This is a genomic window from Burkholderia sp. 572 (assembly GCF_040545135.1).
In the GTDB taxonomy this organism is placed as follows: domain Bacteria; phylum Pseudomonadota; class Gammaproteobacteria; order Burkholderiales; family Burkholderiaceae; genus Burkholderia; species Burkholderia cepacia.
Genome location: NZ_JBEPLH010000019.1, coordinates 1 through 18,528 on the forward strand (window position 1 = coordinate 1; position 18,528 = coordinate 18,528).

Consider the following 18,528-nt stretch of genomic DNA (forward strand, 5'->3'; position numbering starts at 1 on the left):
GGTTCAATCGTCATTTCTTCCTTGCGTTTGCGTGGCATAAAGTGGCTCCTTGGTCGCCAGTTTATGCCTCACACACAAAAGATCGGATAGGCTCCTGTTACCTCGCCATGAGCTTCGACATCTGCGAGCGTTTGACGAGACTGTCCATCAAGACGATCAGCGCCTGCTGGTGCGCCACTACCGCTACGACGCCAGCGGCCAGCTCACCGACATCAACGACACGCGGCGCGGCCAACTGGCCTACCGCTATGACCCGGTGGGCCGGCTGCTGGAGGCACAGAGCCGCCTCGGCCATGAAACCTTCGCGTTCGACCCGGCCAGCAACCTGATCGACCCAGCCGAGCAGCGCGAAGCCGAGCGCCAGCGCATGCCGCGCATCAAGTCGCTGGACAACCTGGTCAAGCAGTACGCCGGCACCCACTACCAGTACGACGCGCGGGGCAACCAGACAAAACGCTGGAAGAACGGACAGGAAAGCCGTTTCACCTGGGACCTGTTCGACCGGCTCACGCACTACGAAGACGAGCGCCTGCAGGCGGACTACAGCTACGACGCCCTCGGCCGGCGCCTGACGAAGCACAGCAAGGCCTACTACGAGGAGCGAAGGGAAGCCGGCCCGCACTGGAATCGCGCCGAGCGGGTGAAGCGCAACCGCGAGTTGCAATGCGGCTTCACGTTGTATGGCTGGGACGGCGACACGCTCGCGTGGGAAAGCAAGATCGCCGACGAGGATGGCTTCGGTGCGCGCACCACGCACTACGTGTACGAGCCGGGCAGTTTCGTGCCGGTGGCGCAGGCGGTGCGCGACGACGCCATCGAACTGCTCGACCAGCCCGAGTACGGCGACTACTACCGGCAGGACGAAGACCCGCTGTGGGGCCCTCCGCCGCCCGCGCCGCCGATCAACAGCCTGGCTTGGTACCAGTGCGATCACCTTGGCACGCCGCAGGAACTGACGGACGAGCATAGCGAGATTGCTTGGGCAGCAGAGTATCGTGCGTGGGGTGTCGCGCAGGAGGCGATTCGCAAGGCCTCTGATGGGCACGTGGAAGTGCGCAATCCAATCCGGTTCCAGGGGCAGTACCATGACCATGAATCGGCGCTGCACTACAACCGGTATCGGTACTACGATCCGGAGGTGGGGCGGTTTGTTGGCAAGGACCCGATTGGGTATGCAGGCGGTATCAATGTTTATCAATACGCACCCAATCCAACGGGGTGGGTTGATCCGCTTGGGTTATCCGGTTTTGAACCTAAGGTTCTAACTAGCGGAACTGTCTTTAGAAATGCATCGGGGACCCCCGATAGCTTGACTCCGCGCTTAGGAAAAGACACGACCCGAATCGATGGGAAAGAGCCGGGCTTGTCGGCAGCCACTTCGGAAGCGGGATTGGACAGCGGGAAATATGTTGAGCTGGACGTCGGCAAGCTTTGTTCGTGCGGGCTTCAAGCGACACATGATAAGCCGAATGGTCACGTGACCATTCGACCGATAAACGATCCGACCGATTCCAAGTTAACAGACTGGGCGAAGTCCAGAGGAGGCGGCTCGACGCACTCTCTGACACAAGGTATATTGGGAGCAGTTACTGGTCGGGGGAAAAAGTGATGGCGACCGATATCCAATCCTATTTGTCAGAATATGTAGCAAGGGTAAAATGTGTCATTGAAAAGAAGGTTAATATTGAGTCATCTAATTCAGGATTTTACCGAAACTCTCTCGGCGGTACGGCATACGTAAGCTTCTACCCAAAGGAGATCGATCTAACACTTGATCTGACAGGTGTGGGTGATAAATACAGGGTAACTGCCGATCTGACGGATCAAGAGGGAAAAGTGATTTCTGGAGATATCTTTAAATTCGATGGGGATCCAGAGTATTTGTGCATGGCGCTTGACGCGTTCTTCCCTGATTTGGTTAAGTTGGTTTCGGATTGTCTTTAAATGAATGAGATGGCCGCGTCAGCGGCCCCTCGTTCGTCTACAGCCGGCATCGGTACTATGATCCAGGCACGGGGAGATTCATCAGCAAGGACCCGATCGGGCTGCAAGGTGGCTTGAACGCGTATCAATACGCACCCAATCCGATAGGCTGGATTGACCCGCTTGGTTTGGTATGCCGGCGGCCAGGTGGCTATCGTGTGAATGATGCAGATCAACACGGCAACCTTATAGTCCCCAAAGCGAATCGGGCACCGGGTAACACAAATACGGTTGCCGACGGGTTTGTGCAGTCGCATCATCCAATTCAGCAGGAATGGGCAAAGTAGCAGGTGTTCCCTAACGGGACCTATAGTTCGGGAACTGCACCGGCGGTTTTGCTGCCGAGCACTTCGGGCTTCGTCCACGCTCAAATTTCTGGCATGCAGCGGGCATTCCGAAATCAAAACGGCTTCAATACGGATGTGCAGACAGAGTTTAATGAGGCCGCCCGACAGATGAGGGCAGCAGGTGTTCCAGAAAGTGTTGTAAGGCGAGCGATGCGACAAAATTAAAAATATTTCGACTGTTTGGGAGCTTTCAATGCTAAATAGAGCGTATCTTAGTCAACACTTCGAACTGAGAATTCCAGCGACCTCTAGCCAGATTAATGTTGCAGAGGCGAAGGTCGGGCTGTCTTTTTCTAAGGAATACGTTGATTTTCTGCAAATCACCAATGGACTAAGTTCGATGGGCTGTTTGGCTTTGCATGAAATAGAAATTTTGCCTGAGAGAAATATAGAATATGAAGTCCCAAGGTACCTTCCGGGATGCTTCATGATTGGGGATGATAGCGGTGGACAAGCAATTTTGATTAATTCTAGTGGAAAGGTATTTGAGGTGGGAATGGGGATAACGAACCCGAAATTTCTGGAGAGATCGGCTGATTCACTGACAGATCTGTTGGTGAATCTCAAGGGCTTGACGCTTGGGGAGAGGTGAGATCTACGTTGCCCCTCGGAATCGTTGGCCAGCTAAGGAAACACGGATTAATAGGTGATCGCACAAGGTGATGAGCAACGTGGTACGCCGGGAAGGGATTAGCAATCCGCTGCGCTTTGCGGGGCAATACTTCGACGCTGAAGCGGGCTGCACTGTAACCGACAAGGTACAACGGTCCGAGTAACGGACGGTTTATCTGCAAGGACCCGATCGGTCTAGCTGGTGGCATCAACGTCTTCCAGTACGCTGTAAGCCCGGTGCAGTGGATTGATCCTTTAGGACTGAGCGGCACACTTGCAGGCAGGCTCGCGGACAAGGCGCAAAGGTTGCCGGCGTCACAGCGGCCAAACACGGTCGCAGTGATTGTTTCCAAAGACGGGCGTATTGTAGTTGGGCGCAATCAAGGGGGCGTCACTAACGCCGAGGTTCAGGGTGCGTTAAAGGATATTCCATCGAATGAATTTGATACTCAATGCGCTGAAGTGAACGCGATATCCCGGGCTAGGAATAAAGGTATTGATTTAACTTGGCAACGATCTCTGTTGCTAATGTTCGTGGGAGAAGTAGTACAAGTGGAGTTCATGGGGTAGACAAGACCCTGTGTTCTGTGTGCAATCCTTTACTTAGAAAATTCGATATGAATCTAGTTCAGCGGTGTGGTCATCATGAATAGGGGTGAGCTTCTTTTAAAATTAGCCGGCTTCTCTTCAGAAGGTAAGCAGCTTTATGCGTCTTCCTGCCTTCGATGTTACTGTGAGTTAACGAGGATTTCGCATCCGGCCATAAGTGAACTATTGGATCATCTTGATTCGATAGCCTCCGCGAAAAGTTTGGTGGAGTGGGATGCAAAAGGAGCATTGCTTGATCTAAATGGGAGGGGAGATCCAATTCCGGCGAGTCTCAGGTCTATGATGTCCGGCGATGATTTGAATGAGTTTGAAAATTTGGTTGATAGTGTGGTGGAGGTTGGGATTGTCGATCTTTATGGGGAAAAGACGAACTTGCCATTGAAATTTTTAGATAAAGCAATGCTTGTGTTGGAGAGGAGGGGTTTTCCTCTGCCGGAGTTGAACGGATAGTGACCTCTGCGTCAAGCAACGCGCGTTGGCAGGAGATACGTATCGCAAAATCGGGCAGTGTGCAATGCCGCTCGGCGGTCATCGTTGATACAGGTATGGTTCTGCGGCACGCACTACTAGTGCGAAATGTCTAGGAATGTCGGAGTGTCTTGCTCTGCACGGATCAAGAGTGCGTCGGTCGACAAGCCATACCGCTACAACGAGGAGTGTGAACTGCATCGGTGCGGGAGATTGACGTCAGCAGAGAGCGCGGTGAGTTGATGCCGTGCTGGCGACGCACGGCCAAATCAAAATGGGAGTTGATATGCAAGACATCGTCCGCGAAGGCGACATGACAGACCATGGCGGCGTGGTCACGCAAGGCTTCGACAACACCGATCTCAACGGCCGGAAGATCGCCGGCCTGGGGCATCTGGTGAGCTGCCCGAAGTGCAAGGGCGTTTTCCCCATCGCCGAGGGCAGCTCCAACTTCGACATTGGCGGTGTGCCGGTGGCGCTGCACAACATGAAGACGGCCTGCGGCGCCAGCCTGATCGCCAGCGGCTCGCAGGGCAGCGTGGGTTGATTTTGTATTTCGTATTTCTGATCGCTCTTTAACAACCGACCGACTTTGATGGTGCGCCACTAGGCGTTATCAGTACGAGGAAGCCACTGGCCCATTGGCGCTCGAGAAGCTCAAGTCCGTGGGGCCAGCCCCGCAGACCGCCAACTTATGCGCTACGTGGACTGCTCGGCCAAGGCCAGCCAATGGGCCTACGACGAGCGCGGCCAGCTCGTGCAGTTCACCGACGCGGCGGGCAACGTCACCCGCTATCGCTACGACGCGGGCCAGCTCGCCGCCATTCGCCACGCCGACAACAGCGAGGAACACTTAGACAAAACGCTGGAAGAACGGACAGGAAAGCCGTTTCACCTGGGACCTGTTCGACCGGCTCACGCACTACGAAGACGAGCGCCTGCAGGCGGACTACAGCTACGACGCCCTCGGCCGGCGCCTGACGAAGCACAGCAAGGCCTACTACGAGGAGCGAAGGGAAGCCGGCCCGCACTGGAATCGCGCCGAGCGGGTGAAGCGCAACCGCGAGTTGCAATGCGGCTTCACGTTGTATGGCTGGGACGGCGACACGCTCGCGTGGGAAAGCAAGATCGCCGACGAGGATGGCTTTGGCGCGCGCACCACGCGAGCCGGGCAGCTTTGTGCCGGTGGCACAGGCGGTGCGGCAGGATGCCATCGAACTGCTCGACCAGCCGAATACGGCGACTACTACCGGCAGGACGAAGACCCGCTGTGGGGCCCTCCACCGCCTGCGCCGCCGATCGACGGTCTGGCGTGGTATCAATGCGATCACCTTGGCACGCCGCAGGAACTGACGGACGAGCAGAGTGAAATTGCGTGGGCCGCCGAGTACCGTGCTTGGGGTGTCGCGCAGGAGGTGATTCGGAAAGCGTCGGGCAAGGCTTCCGTCGCCAACCCCATCCGCTTCCAGGGGCAGTACCATGATCACGAAACGGGGCTGCACTACAACCGGTATCGGTACTATGATCCGCAATCAGGACGCTTCGTGTCGAAGGACCCGATCGGTTTGGCGGGAGGGTTGAACGCGTTCCAGTACGCGCCGAATCCGGCCGGGTGGATTGATCCGCTGAGCTTGGCTAAGACAACATGCGACTTATATGCATTTGGTAATGCCAGTGGTCCGCGCGAACCTAGAATCCAGGGCGTTAACACCAAACCGGGACAAAATGCAGACTTGATTGCCGACGCAGCTGGAATGGTGGGGCCGACTACTGAAGGAGGAGCGTCGACATTTGGTGATGTCAATAAGGCACCTATCAGTGGCACCTATCACAAGCTTCCAGCTGGATCGGAACTCCCAGACGGGATAGAGGTCGTTGCGGATGGCAAGGACGTTGGCGGGTCGCATGCCGCAACTCATCATACAGTTTGTCCGTCTAAGCGAATGTCGGGACAGACATTTGTCGAGAAATTCAAAAATCTGCCTTGGATTAAGGCTGGGAAGAAGTAACCATGAAAGATAAAGAAAATGGCTCGTGGAAAGATCTTAAAGAGGCTTTTCGGATCTACGTGAAATTGAGAGATGGGTTTGTAAAAAAACCATCCGCTGTTTCTTTTGTTCAGAGAGCCTTTTCCGTGCCTGAGGAAAGGGCTATGGCTATCGATTTGGTGTTGAGCTATCCTGAGTCCGAGAGGGTCGTTTTTTTTAGACAGTTGATCTCAATGTCAAGCTATGTAAATGGTTTCACGGAAGAGTGCAGAAATTTGATATTGGAGTTGCCGCGTGATTGGGTGATGAAAAATATCGAGGCAGAAGTTGATGGGGTGCTGGTTAATGGGGGTTATGAAGAGTATCGATGTTTGCTAGAGTTGTGTTGTGAGCTGGATAGAGGGTTGATGATTAAATTTGCGAAACGTGCTCTGGATAGTTCTGACGAAGACATCAAGGATGCGGGTGCAGATTTTCTGTCCCGCTAATCTGACCGAGGTCGAGCAGTTCAGATGGGCAGCGATATCGCTTCAATGCGGCGTGACAACTGTCGCGCATCGAGAATAGCCGTGCGGGCGGAATCTACTTTCCGGTCGAGTGGCTGATCGAGGCCGAGATCCGTGCCGGGAAATGAGGCAATGAGTGCCAGTTCACGCGAACCGACGGCGATACGGCTATGACGTGCTACCCGATCTACTCTATCCAACTGTGGTGTGATGTCGATATGCCTTGCTACACAAGGCTCAACGACATGTCATTTACCGCACGATACCACTATGACGATGAATGCGACGTGCATCGCTGCGGGAGATTGCGAAAGCTGAAAGGTCGGTCGTAGCGGCAAGTAGACGGGGCTGCACTATAACCGGCATCGGTATTACGATCCGGCATCGGGGCGTTTCGTGTCGAAGGACCCGATCGGGCTCGCAGGCGGGATCAACGTCTTCCAGTACGCACCGAACCCTATAACTTGGGTCGATCGTTAGGGTTGACGGGCAAGCCTCTGCCTGGGCCCACGAAGATCAATCGGATTGGCGGTAACTCGATCGATAACCTCCGTCTCAAAGAACCAGAAAGGAAGCTCAATCCTCCTGGAATCTCTGTCCTGCACGGCTGTTGTCCCTGCGTTGCAGCTCAACAGATGAGGAATGCCTTTCCGAAGGCCACGGGCTTGCTGACGGCAACTGAAACTGTCGCATCAGGTACGGCAGATGCCGTCCGAGGGGCGGGGTTCGATGTTATTGAGGATCCGACTAATAAGTTTCCAAATCACGCTCGAATCATTCATCCTAGTGGTGCCGACGGCTTCAGCAATGAAAATCTCGAGCGATTGTCCGAAGCGCTTGGGAAAACCACGGAGTGCCCACGATGATGAAGTTCCATTTAAACGATTGCAGTGGAAATTTTGCAGGAGAGGTCACGGTGACTTATTCAGAGGGGGGGCTCATGATCGGCAACTTTACCCCTGGCGAGAATTTTCGCTCGTATGAACAACTCTTCGTGAAATTTGAGCAAGCCGCAAACAATCAACTTTTTGTAGAGATAGACAGGCTAGAGCGCGAAATCACTGAACTTGGCTTTTATTTGGTTGGCCCACTTCCGAACGAGGGTCGACTTGAAATTGAAGACTTACAGATCATGGGAAGCGATGTGAGTTTTCGAGTGAGGTGTTAAGCGCCAAGGGTCGTAGTTGCACCCCTTGGTGTTGTCGGGGTTGGCATGAATCTGGCGTGATGGTGATCTGGCGAGAGACGTTATTGAAGGAGAGGTAGACATGGTCGCCGGGATTGAAGTCGAAGAGTTCGATGTGTGTACGACCTACTACCTGATCTGCTCTGGTCAACCGTCGTGCAACGTCGAGATTCATTATTGCACAAGGCTCAACGACATGTCATTTACCGCGCGATACCACTACGACGATGAATGTGACGCGCATCGCTGCAGGAGATCGAAAAGCTGAAAGGTCGGCCGTAGCGGCAAGTAGACGGGGCTGCACCATAACCGGTATCGGTACTACGACCCGGAGGTGGGGTGGTTTGTTAGCAAGGACCCGATTGGGCTTCGTGGTGGGCTAAACAATTATTCGTTAGCTCCCAACTCCATTCATTGGGTAGATCCATTGGGACTGCGCTGCAAAAAGGGACGCTTCGCCACTTCCGATGGCGCCGCGAAAGCAGTCTTGACTAGAGCCAATCCGAAGTCGATTCGAGACAATCTAGAGTATGGCGGTCTTATCTATAAGATGCCTGGTGGCGGGTATGACTTCACCAAAGCGTTAGAGGGAGTGACCAAGGTGTCAACCCATGGGACGCCAAAGGTTCTGTACCGAAATGCGGCAAAGTCGTAGGGGACTATCATACTCACGGAGACTATTCGATGGCGGATCCAAATGGGAAGGCGATTCGGACTAGTGATCCGCATAGGGATGACTTCAATAGCGATAATTTCTCGGGACCGGACTGCAGTGGAATTCGCCACGATTCCATGGGGCGACCAGAATATAAAGGTTACCTCGGGACACCGAGCGGCGTGTTCAAAGTTTTTGATCAGTCAACCGGAACCACGGGGAATCTATGAGGAATTTATGTACGGCACTATTGCTTATTATATCTTCAATGGATTGTGGGGATAATATGAGCTCGGATATTGAAATTGGAGTTACTGCGGCATCGGCCATATCAACGGCACTTCAGGACGCAAAAGGGAAGATCAAAGTTGAGGATTACAAGATCATCCTCTCTGAGAGAGAGGATGGATTTTATGTCTCCTTTGTGGCGATAGATACCCCTGTTGGGCAACGGGGAGCTCCACCCGGGAAGCCGGGCATTAACTATATTCTGGATAAGCAGGGAGCGAAGATTCTCTGTGAGTATAGGACAAGATAAAGCGAAGAACGGGGGGAGGTTTACTTCCGCATGGAGTGCGGCAAGTCGATGCCGTGTTGGATGGCCAAGCACGGCCAAATCAAATGGGAGTTGATATGCAAGACATCGTCCGCGAAGGCGACACGACAGACCACGGCGGCGTGGTCATGCAAGGCTTCGACAACACCGATCTCAACGGCCGGAAGATCGCCGGCCTGGGGCACTGACCTGCCGGGGGCCGCTCAGGCAAGCAGCCGACACGCGCCGGCCCGTATCCGGCCCCGGAGAGATTCCGCCCATCGCGACGTCACCCGCCCGTCACCGGCGGGAAAAACGCGACCTCGCTGTCCTCCCGCACGACGAATTCACCCGTCACCATCTCGAGGTTGACGGCCGCGCGCACGGGCCGGTCCATCCGCAGCGCGTCCGCGCTGCGTGCGTCGCGCGCGGCCAGCGTGCTGCGCAGCGCGTCGACGGTGAGTTCGCGTGCGTCGACCTCGACGGTTTCCTCGTCGCGCTCGAGTTGTTCGCGAACGCTTGCAAAGTATTTGATCGTCAGTTTCATTGCGATGTCTTGAATGGAGTCGGCGGAATCGAAAAGCGCGCGGCGGACCGGCTCAGCCCCAGCGCCGCATCGCCTGGTCGTCGTGCGCCTTCGCCTCGACCCAGCCGGATTCGCCGTCGTGCCGGATCTCCTTCTTCCAGAACGGCGCGTGGGTCTTCAGGAAGTCCATCAGGAATTCGCACGCATCGAACGCACACGCGCGATGCGCGGCGGCCACCACGACCAGCACGACGGCCTGGCCGAGCGGGATACGCCCGACGCGATGCACGATCTTCACCGCTTCGAGCTGCCAGCGCGCGCTGGCTTCCTCGACGATGCTCCACAGGGCCTGCTCGGTCATCGTCGGGTAGTGCTCGACCTCGAGCGCGACGACATCGTCGACATCACCTTCGTTACGCACGACGCCGAGAAAATTCACGACCGCGCCGACATTCGGATTGCGAACGATCGGCGCGAGCTCCGCGCCTGCGTCGATCGGCGCGTACTGCACGCGCACTTCGAAGCCGGCGGTGATCGCGGGCGGCGGTTCGTGGTGCGGGTCGGCCGCATCGACGGGAGGCGGGTGGCCGCCGGCACGCAACGGATCGTCCGGCAGCCCGGCAGGGGATTCGGTGAAGGTCGTCATGACTGGTTCTCCATTTGGCGGCGCGTGCGGTGTCGCGCGGCGGCGCTCAGCCGCCGACGAGCGACATGCGCACGGTCGGATAGGTCTTGCCCGGCACGCGGGCCGGCCGAACGGCCCGGCGCTCGGAATAGCGGTCGTCGCGGTGCGTCCAGCGATCGCGCACGGCGGCGGCGAGGTCGGCGCTCGACGCTGCTTCGTCGAGCCACGGCCGCAGGTCGGTGCCTTGCGTCGCGAACAGGCACGTATAGAGTGTGCCGTCGGCCGACACGCGGGCGCGCGAACAGGTGCCGCAGAACGGATGCGACACGCTCGCGATGAAACCGACCTCGCCTGCACCGTCGATGTGCGCGCAACGGATCGCGGTCGCATCGTGCGCCGGTTCGCCGACGAGCACGAGCGGATAGTGCGCATCGATCAGCGCGCGCATCTGCGCGGCCGGCACGACCTTGTCGCCCGACCAGAAGCTTGCGCCGCCGACATCCATGTATTCGATGAAACGCACGGCCACGCCCGTATGCCGGAAGTGCCGCACGAGCGGCAGGATCTGGTCGTCGTTCACCCCGCGCTCGATTACCGCATTGACCTTGACCGGCGCGAGCCCGGCCGCCTGCGCGGCCTCGATGCCGGCCAGCACGCGCGACACGGGCACGTCGGCGTCGCTCATCCGGCGGAACATCGCGTCGTCGAGCGCATCGAGGCTGACGGTCACGCGCGACAGGCCCGCGTCGCGCAGCGAACGCGCCTTCGCGGCCAGCAGCGAGCCGTTGGTCGTCAGCGCGATTTCGACGGGCTTGCCGTCGACAGTCGTCAGCGCGGCGAGGCGTTCGATCAGTGCTTCGAGGTTGCGGCGCAGCAGCGGCTCGCCGCCCGTGATGCGGATCTTTTCGACGCCGAGCGACGTGAACGCGCGGGCGATCTTTTCCAGTTGCGCGAACGACAGCCGTTCGGACGACGGCATGAACGCATAGTCGGCGCCGAAGCTTTCGCGCGGCATGCAGTAGCCGCAGCGGAAATTGCACTGGTCGATGACGGACAGGCGCAGGTCGCGCAGCGGGCGGCCGAGCGTGTCGGTCGGGCGGGGGAAGGCGCCGGGCGATGCGCCGCCGGAAGCTGCGGCGGCGGCCGGCGCGGCGGAAACGATGGCATTCACGATCGGTTCGTCGGCCTGCATGAAGTAAGCGAAGGGGCGGCGCCGGTCGGCCGTGCGCATGCCGAAATGGCGGCGCACGGCGCGCGACGAGCCTCCTCGTGAGGATAGTCCGCCGGGTTTTTCCGGCAGGGACACAATCGCGCCCGAATTGCAGGAATACAGTTCGCGGTGCGGGACGCGCGGCGCATGCGCGGCAGCGGGCGCGTGTCGGGCGTCGCGCTCATGCGAGCCACGGCGCGAATTCGTAATACGGTACCGCGTCGCCGTTCGCGATGCGTCGCCCGGCCGGCAGCCGGGCCAGCCCGCTCGCCTGCACGAGCGACTGCAGCGTGCCGGCGCCTTGCTGGCGCAGCGTATCGAGGACGGGCATGCCGTCGAGGCCGACCGTGCAGTGCACGCGCACGAAGCGCTCGCGCTGCGCGTCCGGTTCGAAGTCGCCGTCGATCGGCAGCGACGGCACGATCGGCAGGCGTGCGGCGCGCCCCTGCAGGCGGCGGATCAGCGGCGCGACGAACAGCGCGAACGCGGTCATCGCCGCGCCGGGGTTGCCGGGCAGCAGCACCACCGGCCGCGTGTCGAGCCGCGCGAGTGCAACCGGCTTGCCCGGCTTCATGCGCACGCCGGCGACGATGAACGATGCGCCGAGCGCGTCCAGCGTGGGGCGCAGCAGATCCTTGTCGCCGACCGACGCGCCGCCGACGCAGATCACCAGGTCGCAGCCCGCGTGCAGATCGCGCAGCGCGCGATCGACGGCGGGCGCGGTGTCGGCGGCATGCAGGCTCATCGCGACCTCGGCGCCGGTGCCCGAGACCAGCGCGCCGAGCATCGGCGCATTGCTGTTGTAAATCTGTTGCGGCGCACGCGGCTGGCCGCACGCGACGAGTTCGTCGCCGGTCGTCAGGACGCCGACGCGCAGCGCCGGACGCACGTCGATACGCGCGAACCCTTGCGCGGCGGCCACGCCGACATGCATCGCGCCCATGCGCACGCCAGCCGGCACGAGCAGGTCGCCGGCGCGCACTTCCTCGCCCCGGCGGCGGATGTGCGAGCCGCTGCGCTGCGGCGCGTCGAACGCAACCCGGCCGTCCTGCTCGTGCGCATGCTCCTGCATCACGACGGTGTCCGCGCCGGGCGGAATCAGGCTGCCGGTGAAGAGGCGCGCGGCCGTGCGCGGGGCCAGCGGCGCCGGCATGTCGCCCGCATAACAGCGCTGCGAGACGTGCAGCGGCTCACCGAGTGCGAGATCCACGTGACGCACGGCGTAGCCGTCCATCGCACTCTGGTCGGCCGGCGGCTGGTCGAGCACGGCGGTGAGCGGCGCGGCCAGCACGTGGCCTGCCGCTTCGGCGACCGGGACGGACAGGGTGGCCCCGAGCGGCGCGAACGCGCTCGCGAAATGCTGCTGAGCGGTATCGAAATCGGTCAGTGGTTTCATCAGGAGAAGTCCGGGTGTGCTTGCGCAAGCGCCGGTTGGTCGGGGTGAACGGCGTCGGGCGACACGTACTCGACGAAGCCGTCGTTGCGGCAGAAGCCGAGCAGCCGCACGCCGGCTTCGCGGGCGACGTCGATCGCGAGCGACGTCGGCGCCGAGATCGTCGCGATCATCGGGATGCCGACCCGCGCGGCCTTGCGCACCAGTTCGTAGCTCGCGCGGCTCGACAGGAACACGAAGCCGTCGTGCAGGTCGGCGCGGCGCCGGGCGAGCCGGCCGATCAGCTTGTCGAGCGCGTTGTGGCGGCCGACGTCCTCGAACACGTCGAGCACGGCGCCGTCCCGGTCGCACCAGGCGGCCGCGTGGATGCCGCCGGTCTCGCGCATCAGCGTCTGATGGTCCGGCAGCGTGCGCGCGGCGCGTGCGATCGCGTCGGCGCCGATGCCGGCGGCCGCGCCGGCGGCGGCGATGCGCGGCGGGTGCAGGTCGAGCTGCGCGATGCTTTCGATCCCGCAGACACCGCAGCCGGTGCGGCCGGCCAGCGCGCGTCGGTGCGCCTTCAGCGCCATGAACGCCTGCTGCGACACGGTCAGGCGCACTTCGGCGCTGTCGGGCCGGCATTCGCTCTCGATGTCGAACACGTCCGACGCACGCTCGACGATGCCTTCGCTGAGCACGAAGCCGAGGCCGAACGCGTCGAGCTCGATCGGGGTCGCCATCATGACCGTGTGTGCAATACCGTTGACCACGAGTGCAACCGGCGTTTCGTCGACGACGCGGTCGACGGTGTCGCGCACTTCGCCGGCACGGTGACGTGTCACATGACACGCGGTGCTGCCGGTCGGCTCGTCGCGGCGGATGCAGGACTCCATGCGGTTTCTCCAGGCGGATCGGCCGGCGGGCCGGCCGGGTCGGGCGCGTACGCCGGACCAGGGGAATCGGGGCTGCCGGGCGGGCGCGGCCGAGGGGCGCGCCGTGGCCGTGGGCAGGCATTGCATCGGATGTTAACGGGGATGAACAGTGCGCCCGATGTACAGCGCTGCAGTGCGGAAAGCAGTACAGCTGATCGTCCCGCCGGCGCGAAATGTGTTTTCCGTACACACATCTTCGGCAACGGAAGCAGCACAGTTTCAGCGCACGTTCGAACGATTGCGAGTATCGTTGCAAACGCGATATCGTCATTCACGCTTCGATGCCATGCGAGTGACCGTTTTGTATTCGCATGTGTCGTCGGCAAGCCGTCGCGCGATTTCCTGCTTCGGGCGGACATCCTCACAAACACGAGCAAATTACGGTCATGGAAATCTTCGATGCGTTCCATCTCGCACGATTGCAATTCGCATTCACGGTGTCGTTCCACATCGTGTTTCCCGCGATCAGCATCGGTATGGCGAGCTTCCTGGCGGTGCTGGAATGGCGCTATCTCGTCACCGGCGACGCCGCCTATAAATCCATGTTCCAGTTCTGGTCGAAGATCTTCGCGATCGGCTTCGGGATGGGCGTGGTCTCCGGCGTCGTGATGGCGTACGAATTCGGCACGAACTGGGCCGGCTTCTCGCGCGTCGCGGGCAACATCACGGGCCCGCTGCTCACCTATGAAGTGCTGACGGCGTTCTTCCTCGAAGCCGGCTTCCTCGGCGTGATGCTGTTCGGCTGGCAGCGCGTGAGCCCGCGCGCCCACTTCTTCGCGACGCTGATGGTCGCGGTCGGCACGCTGATCTCGACATTCTGGATCCTCGCGTCGAACAGCTTCATGCAGACGCCGCAGGGCTACAAGATCGAGAACGGCCTCGTCGTGCCGGTCGACTGGTTCAAGATCGTGTTCAACCCGTCGTTCCCGTACCGTCTCGTGCACATGACGATCGCGGCGTTCATCGTCGCGGGCTTCATCGTCGCCGCGTGCGGCGCGTGGCACCTGCTGAAGGGGCGCCGCGACGAGCCGGTGAAGCGCAGCTTCTCGATGGCGCTGTGGATGCTGCTGGTGCTCGCGCCGATCCAGATCGTCGTCGGCGACGCGCACGGGCTGAACACGCGCGAATACCAGCCGGCGAAGATCGCGGCGATCGAAGGGCTGTGGGAAACCGAGAAGGGCGGCACGGCGCTGAACCTCGTCGGGCTGCCCGACATGCAGGCCGAAACCACGCGCTATGCGATCCAGGTGCCGCACCTCGGCAGCCTGATCCTCACGCACAGCTGGGACGGCGAGATTCGCGGGCTGAAGGAATTCCCGCCGCAGGACCGCCCGTACTCGCCGATCATCTTCTGGACGTTCCGGATCATGGCCGGCCTCGGGATGCTGATGCTGCTCACCGCGCTGCTCGGGCTGCTGCTGAGAAAGGGCGGGCGCCTCTATGAAACGCGCTGGTTCCAGTGGTTCGTGGTCTGCATGGGGCCTTCCGGCATCGTCGCGCTGCTGGCCGGCTGGATCACGACCGAGGTCGGGCGGCAGCCGTGGACCGTGTACGGCGTGCTGCGCACCGTCGATTCCGTCGCGCCGCTCAGCGCGCAGCAGGTCGGCGTGTCACTGCTGATCTTCGTGGTCGTGTATTTCCTGGTGTTCGGAACGGGTGTCTACTACATGCTGAAACTGATGAAGCGCGGGCCGGCTGCCCAGGCCGGGTATATCGAGCTGCACCGGCATCCGGGGCTGCGCAAGAGCGCGCTGTCCACGCCGCTGAACGTGACCGAAGCGGAGTAAGCCATGCAAATCGATCTTCCTGTCGTGTGGGCCGCGATCATCGGCCTCGGTGTATTCATCTACGTGATGCTGGACGGCTTCGATCTCGGCATCGGCCTGCTGTTCCCGTTCTTCGATGCGAAGGCCGAGCGCCAGGTGATGCTCGACACCGTCGCGCCGGTGTGGGACGGCAACGAGACGTTCCTGGTGCTCGGCGGCGCGGGGCTCTACGGCGCATTCCCGGTCGTCTATTCGACGCTGCTGCCCGCGAACTACCTGCCGCTGGTGCTGATGCTGGTCGGGCTGATCTTTCGCGGCGCGGCGTTCGAGCTGCGCGCGAAGGCCACCCGCACGCAACACATGTGGGATCTCGCGTTCATCGGCGGCTCCGCGCTCGCGGCGTTCTGCCAGGGGATCGTGCTCGGTTCGCTGCTGCAGGGGATCAAGATCGTGAACAACCAGTTCGCGGGCGGGCCGTTCGACTGGCTGTCGCCGTTCAGCCTGATGTGCGGGATCGGCGTGCTCGTCACGTATGCGACGCTCGGCTGCGGCTGGCTGATCCTGAAGGTCGACGGCGAGCTGCAGCGCAAGATGCGGCTCCTGATGAAGCCGCTCGCGGGTGTGCTGCTCGCCGTGATGGGCGTGGTCAGCCTGTGGACCGTGATCGGGCTGCCGGCCGTCGCGCACCGCTGGTTCGGCAGCGGCAACCTCGGCTGGTTCCTGCCGGTGCCGATCCTCGTCATCGCGTGCGTGTGGGGCATCTTCCACTCGGTGAAGCGCGCGCACGAGGCGACGCCGTTCCTGCTGACGCTCGCGCTCGTGTTCCTCGGCTACACGGGGCTCGTGATCAGCATCTGGCCGAACATCGTGCCGCCGTCGCTGTCGATCTGGGATGCATCGTCGAGCCATTCGAGCCAGAAGTTCGCGCTGATCGGCACCGTGATCGTGCTGCCGATCATCCTCGTGTACAACGCGATGCAGTACCGCGTGTTCCGCGGCAAGGTGCGCGAGGGCGACGTCGGTTATCACTGAGCGCCGCATGATGTGACGGGCGCGGCGCGCGCGGGCGTATCATCTCGCGCAGCATGGCGCCCGGCCCGGCACCCACCCGACAGCGGCCCGCCACGCGCGGGCCGCTGCGCATCGGGCGCCGGCGTGCCGTATCGCGTATTTCCCTGGCAGTCGAGAAAACACCATGATCGTCCGACCACGACAAAACTGGCTCAGGATGCTGTTCGTCTGGAACGGCTCCGTGCTGCAATCGATCATTCCGCAGCTCGTGTTCATGGCGATCGTCAGCACGCTGGCGGTCTTCACGAACGGGCGCATCTTCGGCGAGAAGATTCCCCTCAATACCGCGCCGTTCACGCTGTTCGGGCTGGCGCTCGCGATCTTCCTCGCGTTTCGCAACAACGCGAGCTTCGAGCGGTTCAAGGAGGCGCGGCATCTGTGGGGCAACCTGCTGATCGCGGCGCGCGCGCTGACGTCGCAACTGAATCGCTACCTGCCCGACAGCGTCGACGACGCCGAGCGCAACCGGCTCGCCGACCTGCTGATCGCGTTCACCTATGCGCTGAAGCATCAGCTTCGCCATACCGATCCGACGCAGGACCTGCAGCGGATCCTCGGCGCGGAGCGCACCGCCGCGCTCGCGGGCAAGTGTTTCAAGCCCGTGGCGATCCTCGACGAGCTGCGCGGCAGCATCGTCCACGCGCTGGGCCGCGCGCCCGGCAGCGACGCGACCTGCTGGATGTTCGAGGCGCAACTCGACGAGCTCGGCAAATCGGTCGGCGGTTGCGAGCGCATCTTGTCCACGCCGATCCCGTTCTCGTACAGCGTGCTGCTGCATCGCACCGTGTATGCGTATTGCGTGCTGCTGCCGTTCGGTCTCGTCGATTCGACGGAGTTCTTCACGCCGCTGATCTGCGTGTTCATCGCGTACACGCTGATCGCACTCGAGGCGATCGCGAACGAGGTGGCCGAGCCGTTCGGCCTCGCGCCGAACGCGCTGGCGCTCGATGCGATGGCGCGCACGATCGAACGGTCGGTGCTCGAACTGGGCGATCGCCCGCTGCCGGAGGAATTCGTGCCGGCGTCGACGTACCAGATCACGTAGGCAGGTGCGCGGAAGGGGCGGGTCGCGTCGGGCGCTAGAATGGCGCTGGCCTGTTCTTCGGATCTGACGCGATGACCCTCGTCGACACCTATCTCGCCGGCCTGCGTGCCGTGCTGCCCGACACCGACAACGCGGCGCTCGCCGCCGCCACGGGCGCGACGCCCGCGCAGCTCGACGCGCTGCGTGCCGCGTATCCGCAGTGCCCGGCCAGCCTGCTCGAACTGCTCGGCACGCTCGACGGCACCTACTGGCGCGACTACGGCGGCACGACGGTCAACGTGCTGGTGCTGGGCTCCGACGTCTACGAATACCCGTATTACCTGCTGTCGGCCGCGCAGATGCTCGAGGAAGGGGCGAAGTATCGCGACAGCATCGCCGAGATCTACGGCGACGACGCGAACGACGACGGCGAACTCGTCGATCCACGCATCGACATCGCGCTGCCGATGAGCCGGCGGCTGTGCTTCTCGCATTGCATGAACAACGGCGGCACGTCGCAACTCTACATCGACTTCGAGCCGGCGGCGGGCGGCAAGGTCGGGCAGGTCGTGCGCTTCCTGCACGATCCCGACAGCTATGCGGTGATCGCCGACGACTTCGACGGTTACCTGCGCCAGCTGATCGACGGCGGTTATGCGTTTGTCATCGATTTCGATGAAGAATAGCAGCGGCGACGGCTGCTATGTCAGGAGAGGTTGAAATGCGGATCTACGTGACGAGTATTTTTGTCGACGACCAGGACAAGGCGTTGACGTTCTATACCGACAAGCTCGGTTTCAGGCTGAAGAACAACGTGCCCGTGGGCGGGTACCGCTGGCTGACCGTGGTGTCGAAGGACCAGCCGGACGGCACCGAGCTGCTGCTCGAGCCGAGCAACCATCGCGCGGTCGGGCCTTACAAGCAGGCGCTGTACGAGGACGGCATTCCGGCGGCATCGTTCCAGGTCGACGATCTCGATGCGGAATTCGCGCGGCTCAGGGATCTCGACGTCCGCTTCACGCTGGAGCCGATGGACGCGGGGCCTGTGCGCGTCGCGATCGTCGACGATACCTGCGGGAACCTGATTCAACTGATGCAGATGAAGTGACGCCG

At 61.1% G+C, this 18,528-nt stretch carries 22 protein-coding genes and 4 pseudogenes; 21 read left to right on the forward strand and 5 right to left on the reverse strand.

Annotated elements, in window-relative coordinates:
• Positions 1 to 169: 169 nt before the first annotated feature.
• The 16 genes and pseudogenes from ABIC51_RS29735 to ABIC51_RS40915 all read left to right on the forward strand — a co-directional run bounded on the left by ABIC51_RS29735 (position 170) and on the right by ABIC51_RS40915 (position 9,098).
• Positions 170 to 1,609: an RHS repeat-associated core domain-containing protein gene (locus tag ABIC51_RS29735; RefSeq protein ID WP_354006736.1), complete on the forward strand. Its 1,440-nt coding sequence runs from the start codon at positions 170 to 172 to the stop codon at positions 1,607 to 1,609.
• A complete protein-coding gene (locus ABIC51_RS29740; RefSeq protein WP_175862172.1) occupies positions 1,609 to 1,944 on the forward strand; it encodes a hypothetical protein in 336 nt (111 codons plus the stop codon). Before ABIC51_RS29735 ends, ABIC51_RS29740 begins: the two co-directional genes overlap by 1 nt.
• 38 nt (positions 1,945 to 1,982) lie before the next feature.
• Positions 1,983 to 2,114 (forward strand): annotated as a pseudogene (locus tag ABIC51_RS29745) (RHS repeat-associated core domain-containing protein); the annotation flags it as partial.
• A gap of 159 nt (positions 2,115 to 2,273) precedes the next feature.
• A complete protein-coding gene (locus tag ABIC51_RS40890; protein ID WP_226129049.1) occupies positions 2,274 to 2,495 on the forward strand; it encodes a hypothetical protein in 222 nt (73 codons plus the stop codon).
• Positions 2,496 to 2,523: 28 nt separating this feature from the next.
• Complete coding sequence (locus tag ABIC51_RS29755; protein WP_175862174.1) at positions 2,524 to 2,922, forward strand: SMI1/KNR4 family protein; 399 nt, start codon at positions 2,524 to 2,526, stop codon at positions 2,920 to 2,922.
• A gap of 97 nt (positions 2,923 to 3,019) precedes the next feature.
• Positions 3,020 to 3,212 (forward strand): annotated as a pseudogene (locus ABIC51_RS40895) (RHS repeat-associated core domain-containing protein); the annotation flags it as partial.
• Positions 3,213 to 3,587: 375 nt separating this feature from the next.
• On the forward strand, positions 3,588 to 4,001 hold the full coding sequence (locus ABIC51_RS29765; protein WP_354006737.1) for a hypothetical protein: 414 nt from the start codon (positions 3,588 to 3,590) through the stop codon (positions 3,999 to 4,001).
• A gap of 304 nt (positions 4,002 to 4,305) precedes the next feature.
• The gene (locus ABIC51_RS29770; protein WP_175862176.1) at positions 4,306 to 4,566 is read left to right on the forward strand and encodes a PAAR domain-containing protein; all 261 of its coding nucleotides are present in this window, start codon (positions 4,306 to 4,308) and stop codon (positions 4,564 to 4,566) included.
• 502 nt (positions 4,567 to 5,068) lie between these two features.
• Positions 5,069 to 6,028, forward strand: a complete 960-nt coding sequence (locus ABIC51_RS29780; RefSeq protein WP_226129047.1) for an RHS repeat-associated core domain-containing protein — start codon at positions 5,069 to 5,071, stop codon at positions 6,026 to 6,028.
• Between the two features lie 2 nt (positions 6,029 to 6,030).
• A complete protein-coding gene (locus ABIC51_RS29785; protein WP_124536521.1) occupies positions 6,031 to 6,495 on the forward strand; it encodes a hypothetical protein in 465 nt (154 codons plus the stop codon).
• 360 nt (positions 6,496 to 6,855) lie between these two features.
• Positions 6,856 to 6,987: pseudogene (locus tag ABIC51_RS40900) on the forward strand (RHS repeat-associated core domain-containing protein); the annotation flags it as partial.
• A 388-nt stretch (positions 6,988 to 7,375) separates the two neighbouring features.
• Positions 7,376 to 7,681 carry a hypothetical protein gene (locus tag ABIC51_RS29795; RefSeq protein WP_124536523.1) on the forward strand — a complete coding sequence of 102 codons (306 nt, stop codon included), beginning with the start codon at positions 7,376 to 7,378 and terminating at the stop codon, positions 7,679 to 7,681.
• 316 nt (positions 7,682 to 7,997) lie between these two features.
• Entirely contained in the window at positions 7,998 to 8,354 is a 357-nt protein-coding gene (locus tag ABIC51_RS40905; RefSeq protein ID WP_175862254.1) for an RHS repeat-associated core domain-containing protein, read from the forward strand.
• Positions 8,294 to 8,584 (forward strand): annotated as a pseudogene (locus tag ABIC51_RS40910) (hypothetical protein); the annotation flags it as partial. The gene ABIC51_RS40905 and the pseudogene ABIC51_RS40910, both read left to right, overlap by 61 nt.
• 56 nt (positions 8,585 to 8,640) lie before the next feature.
• Complete coding sequence (locus ABIC51_RS29805; protein ID WP_146255109.1) at positions 8,641 to 8,892, forward strand: hypothetical protein; 252 nt, start codon at positions 8,641 to 8,643, stop codon at positions 8,890 to 8,892.
• A 95-nt stretch (positions 8,893 to 8,987) separates the two neighbouring features.
• The gene (locus ABIC51_RS40915; protein ID WP_464154155.1) at positions 8,988 to 9,098 is read left to right on the forward strand and encodes a PAAR domain-containing protein; all 111 of its coding nucleotides are present in this window, start codon (positions 8,988 to 8,990) and stop codon (positions 9,096 to 9,098) included.
• Positions 9,099 to 9,178: 80 nt separating this feature from the next.
• Here ABIC51_RS40915 and moaD read toward each other — a convergent pair whose 3' ends face one another.
• From moaD to fdhD, 5 genes are all read right to left on the reverse strand, one after another.
• Positions 9,179 to 9,436 (reverse strand): molybdopterin converting factor subunit 1, encoded by a 258-nt coding sequence (gene moaD / locus ABIC51_RS29810; protein WP_027792466.1) that lies wholly within the window; start codon positions 9,434 to 9,436, stop codon positions 9,179 to 9,181.
• 52 nt (positions 9,437 to 9,488) lie between these two features.
• A complete protein-coding gene (locus ABIC51_RS29815; RefSeq protein WP_021157914.1) occupies positions 9,489 to 10,061 on the reverse strand; it encodes a molybdenum cofactor biosynthesis protein MoaE in 573 nt (190 codons plus the stop codon).
• 46 nt (positions 10,062 to 10,107) lie between these two features.
• Positions 10,108 to 11,232 carry a GTP 3',8-cyclase MoaA gene (gene moaA, locus ABIC51_RS29820; RefSeq protein ID WP_226129072.1) on the reverse strand — a complete coding sequence of 375 codons (1,125 nt, stop codon included), beginning with the start codon at positions 11,230 to 11,232 and terminating at the stop codon, positions 10,108 to 10,110.
• 199 nt (positions 11,233 to 11,431) lie between these two features.
• Positions 11,432 to 12,646: a molybdopterin molybdotransferase MoeA gene (locus ABIC51_RS29825; RefSeq protein ID WP_226129045.1), complete on the reverse strand. Its 1,215-nt coding sequence runs from the start codon at positions 12,644 to 12,646 to the stop codon at positions 11,432 to 11,434.
• Positions 12,646 to 13,515 carry a formate dehydrogenase accessory sulfurtransferase FdhD gene (gene fdhD, locus ABIC51_RS29830; RefSeq protein WP_146255107.1) on the reverse strand — a complete coding sequence of 290 codons (870 nt, stop codon included), beginning with the start codon at positions 13,513 to 13,515 and terminating at the stop codon, positions 12,646 to 12,648. Before fdhD ends, ABIC51_RS29825 begins: the two co-directional genes overlap by 1 nt.
• A 425-nt stretch (positions 13,516 to 13,940) precedes the next feature.
• Between fdhD and ABIC51_RS29835 the strand changes: the two genes are divergently transcribed.
• The 5 genes from ABIC51_RS29835 (at position 13,941) to ABIC51_RS29855 (ending at position 18,523) form a co-directional block, all read left to right on the forward strand.
• Positions 13,941 to 15,341, forward strand: a complete 1,401-nt coding sequence (locus ABIC51_RS29835; RefSeq protein WP_027792471.1) for a cytochrome ubiquinol oxidase subunit I — start codon at positions 13,941 to 13,943, stop codon at positions 15,339 to 15,341.
• Between the two features lie 3 nt (positions 15,342 to 15,344).
• Positions 15,345 to 16,352, forward strand: coding sequence for a cytochrome d ubiquinol oxidase subunit II (gene cydB / locus ABIC51_RS29840; RefSeq protein ID WP_136470612.1), 1,008 nt, complete (start codon positions 15,345 to 15,347; stop codon positions 16,350 to 16,352).
• Between the two features lie 163 nt (positions 16,353 to 16,515).
• On the forward strand, positions 16,516 to 17,436 hold the full coding sequence (locus ABIC51_RS29845) for a bestrophin family protein (RefSeq protein ID WP_136470613.1): 921 nt from the start codon (positions 16,516 to 16,518) through the stop codon (positions 17,434 to 17,436).
• A gap of 71 nt (positions 17,437 to 17,507) precedes the next feature.
• Positions 17,508 to 18,101 carry an SMI1/KNR4 family protein gene (locus ABIC51_RS29850; RefSeq protein ID WP_226230672.1) on the forward strand — a complete coding sequence of 198 codons (594 nt, stop codon included), beginning with the start codon at positions 17,508 to 17,510 and terminating at the stop codon, positions 18,099 to 18,101.
• Between the two features lie 35 nt (positions 18,102 to 18,136).
• Positions 18,137 to 18,523: a VOC family protein gene (locus tag ABIC51_RS29855; protein ID WP_226191030.1), complete on the forward strand. Its 387-nt coding sequence runs from the start codon at positions 18,137 to 18,139 to the stop codon at positions 18,521 to 18,523.
• The last annotated feature ends 5 nt before the right edge of the window (positions 18,524 to 18,528 follow it).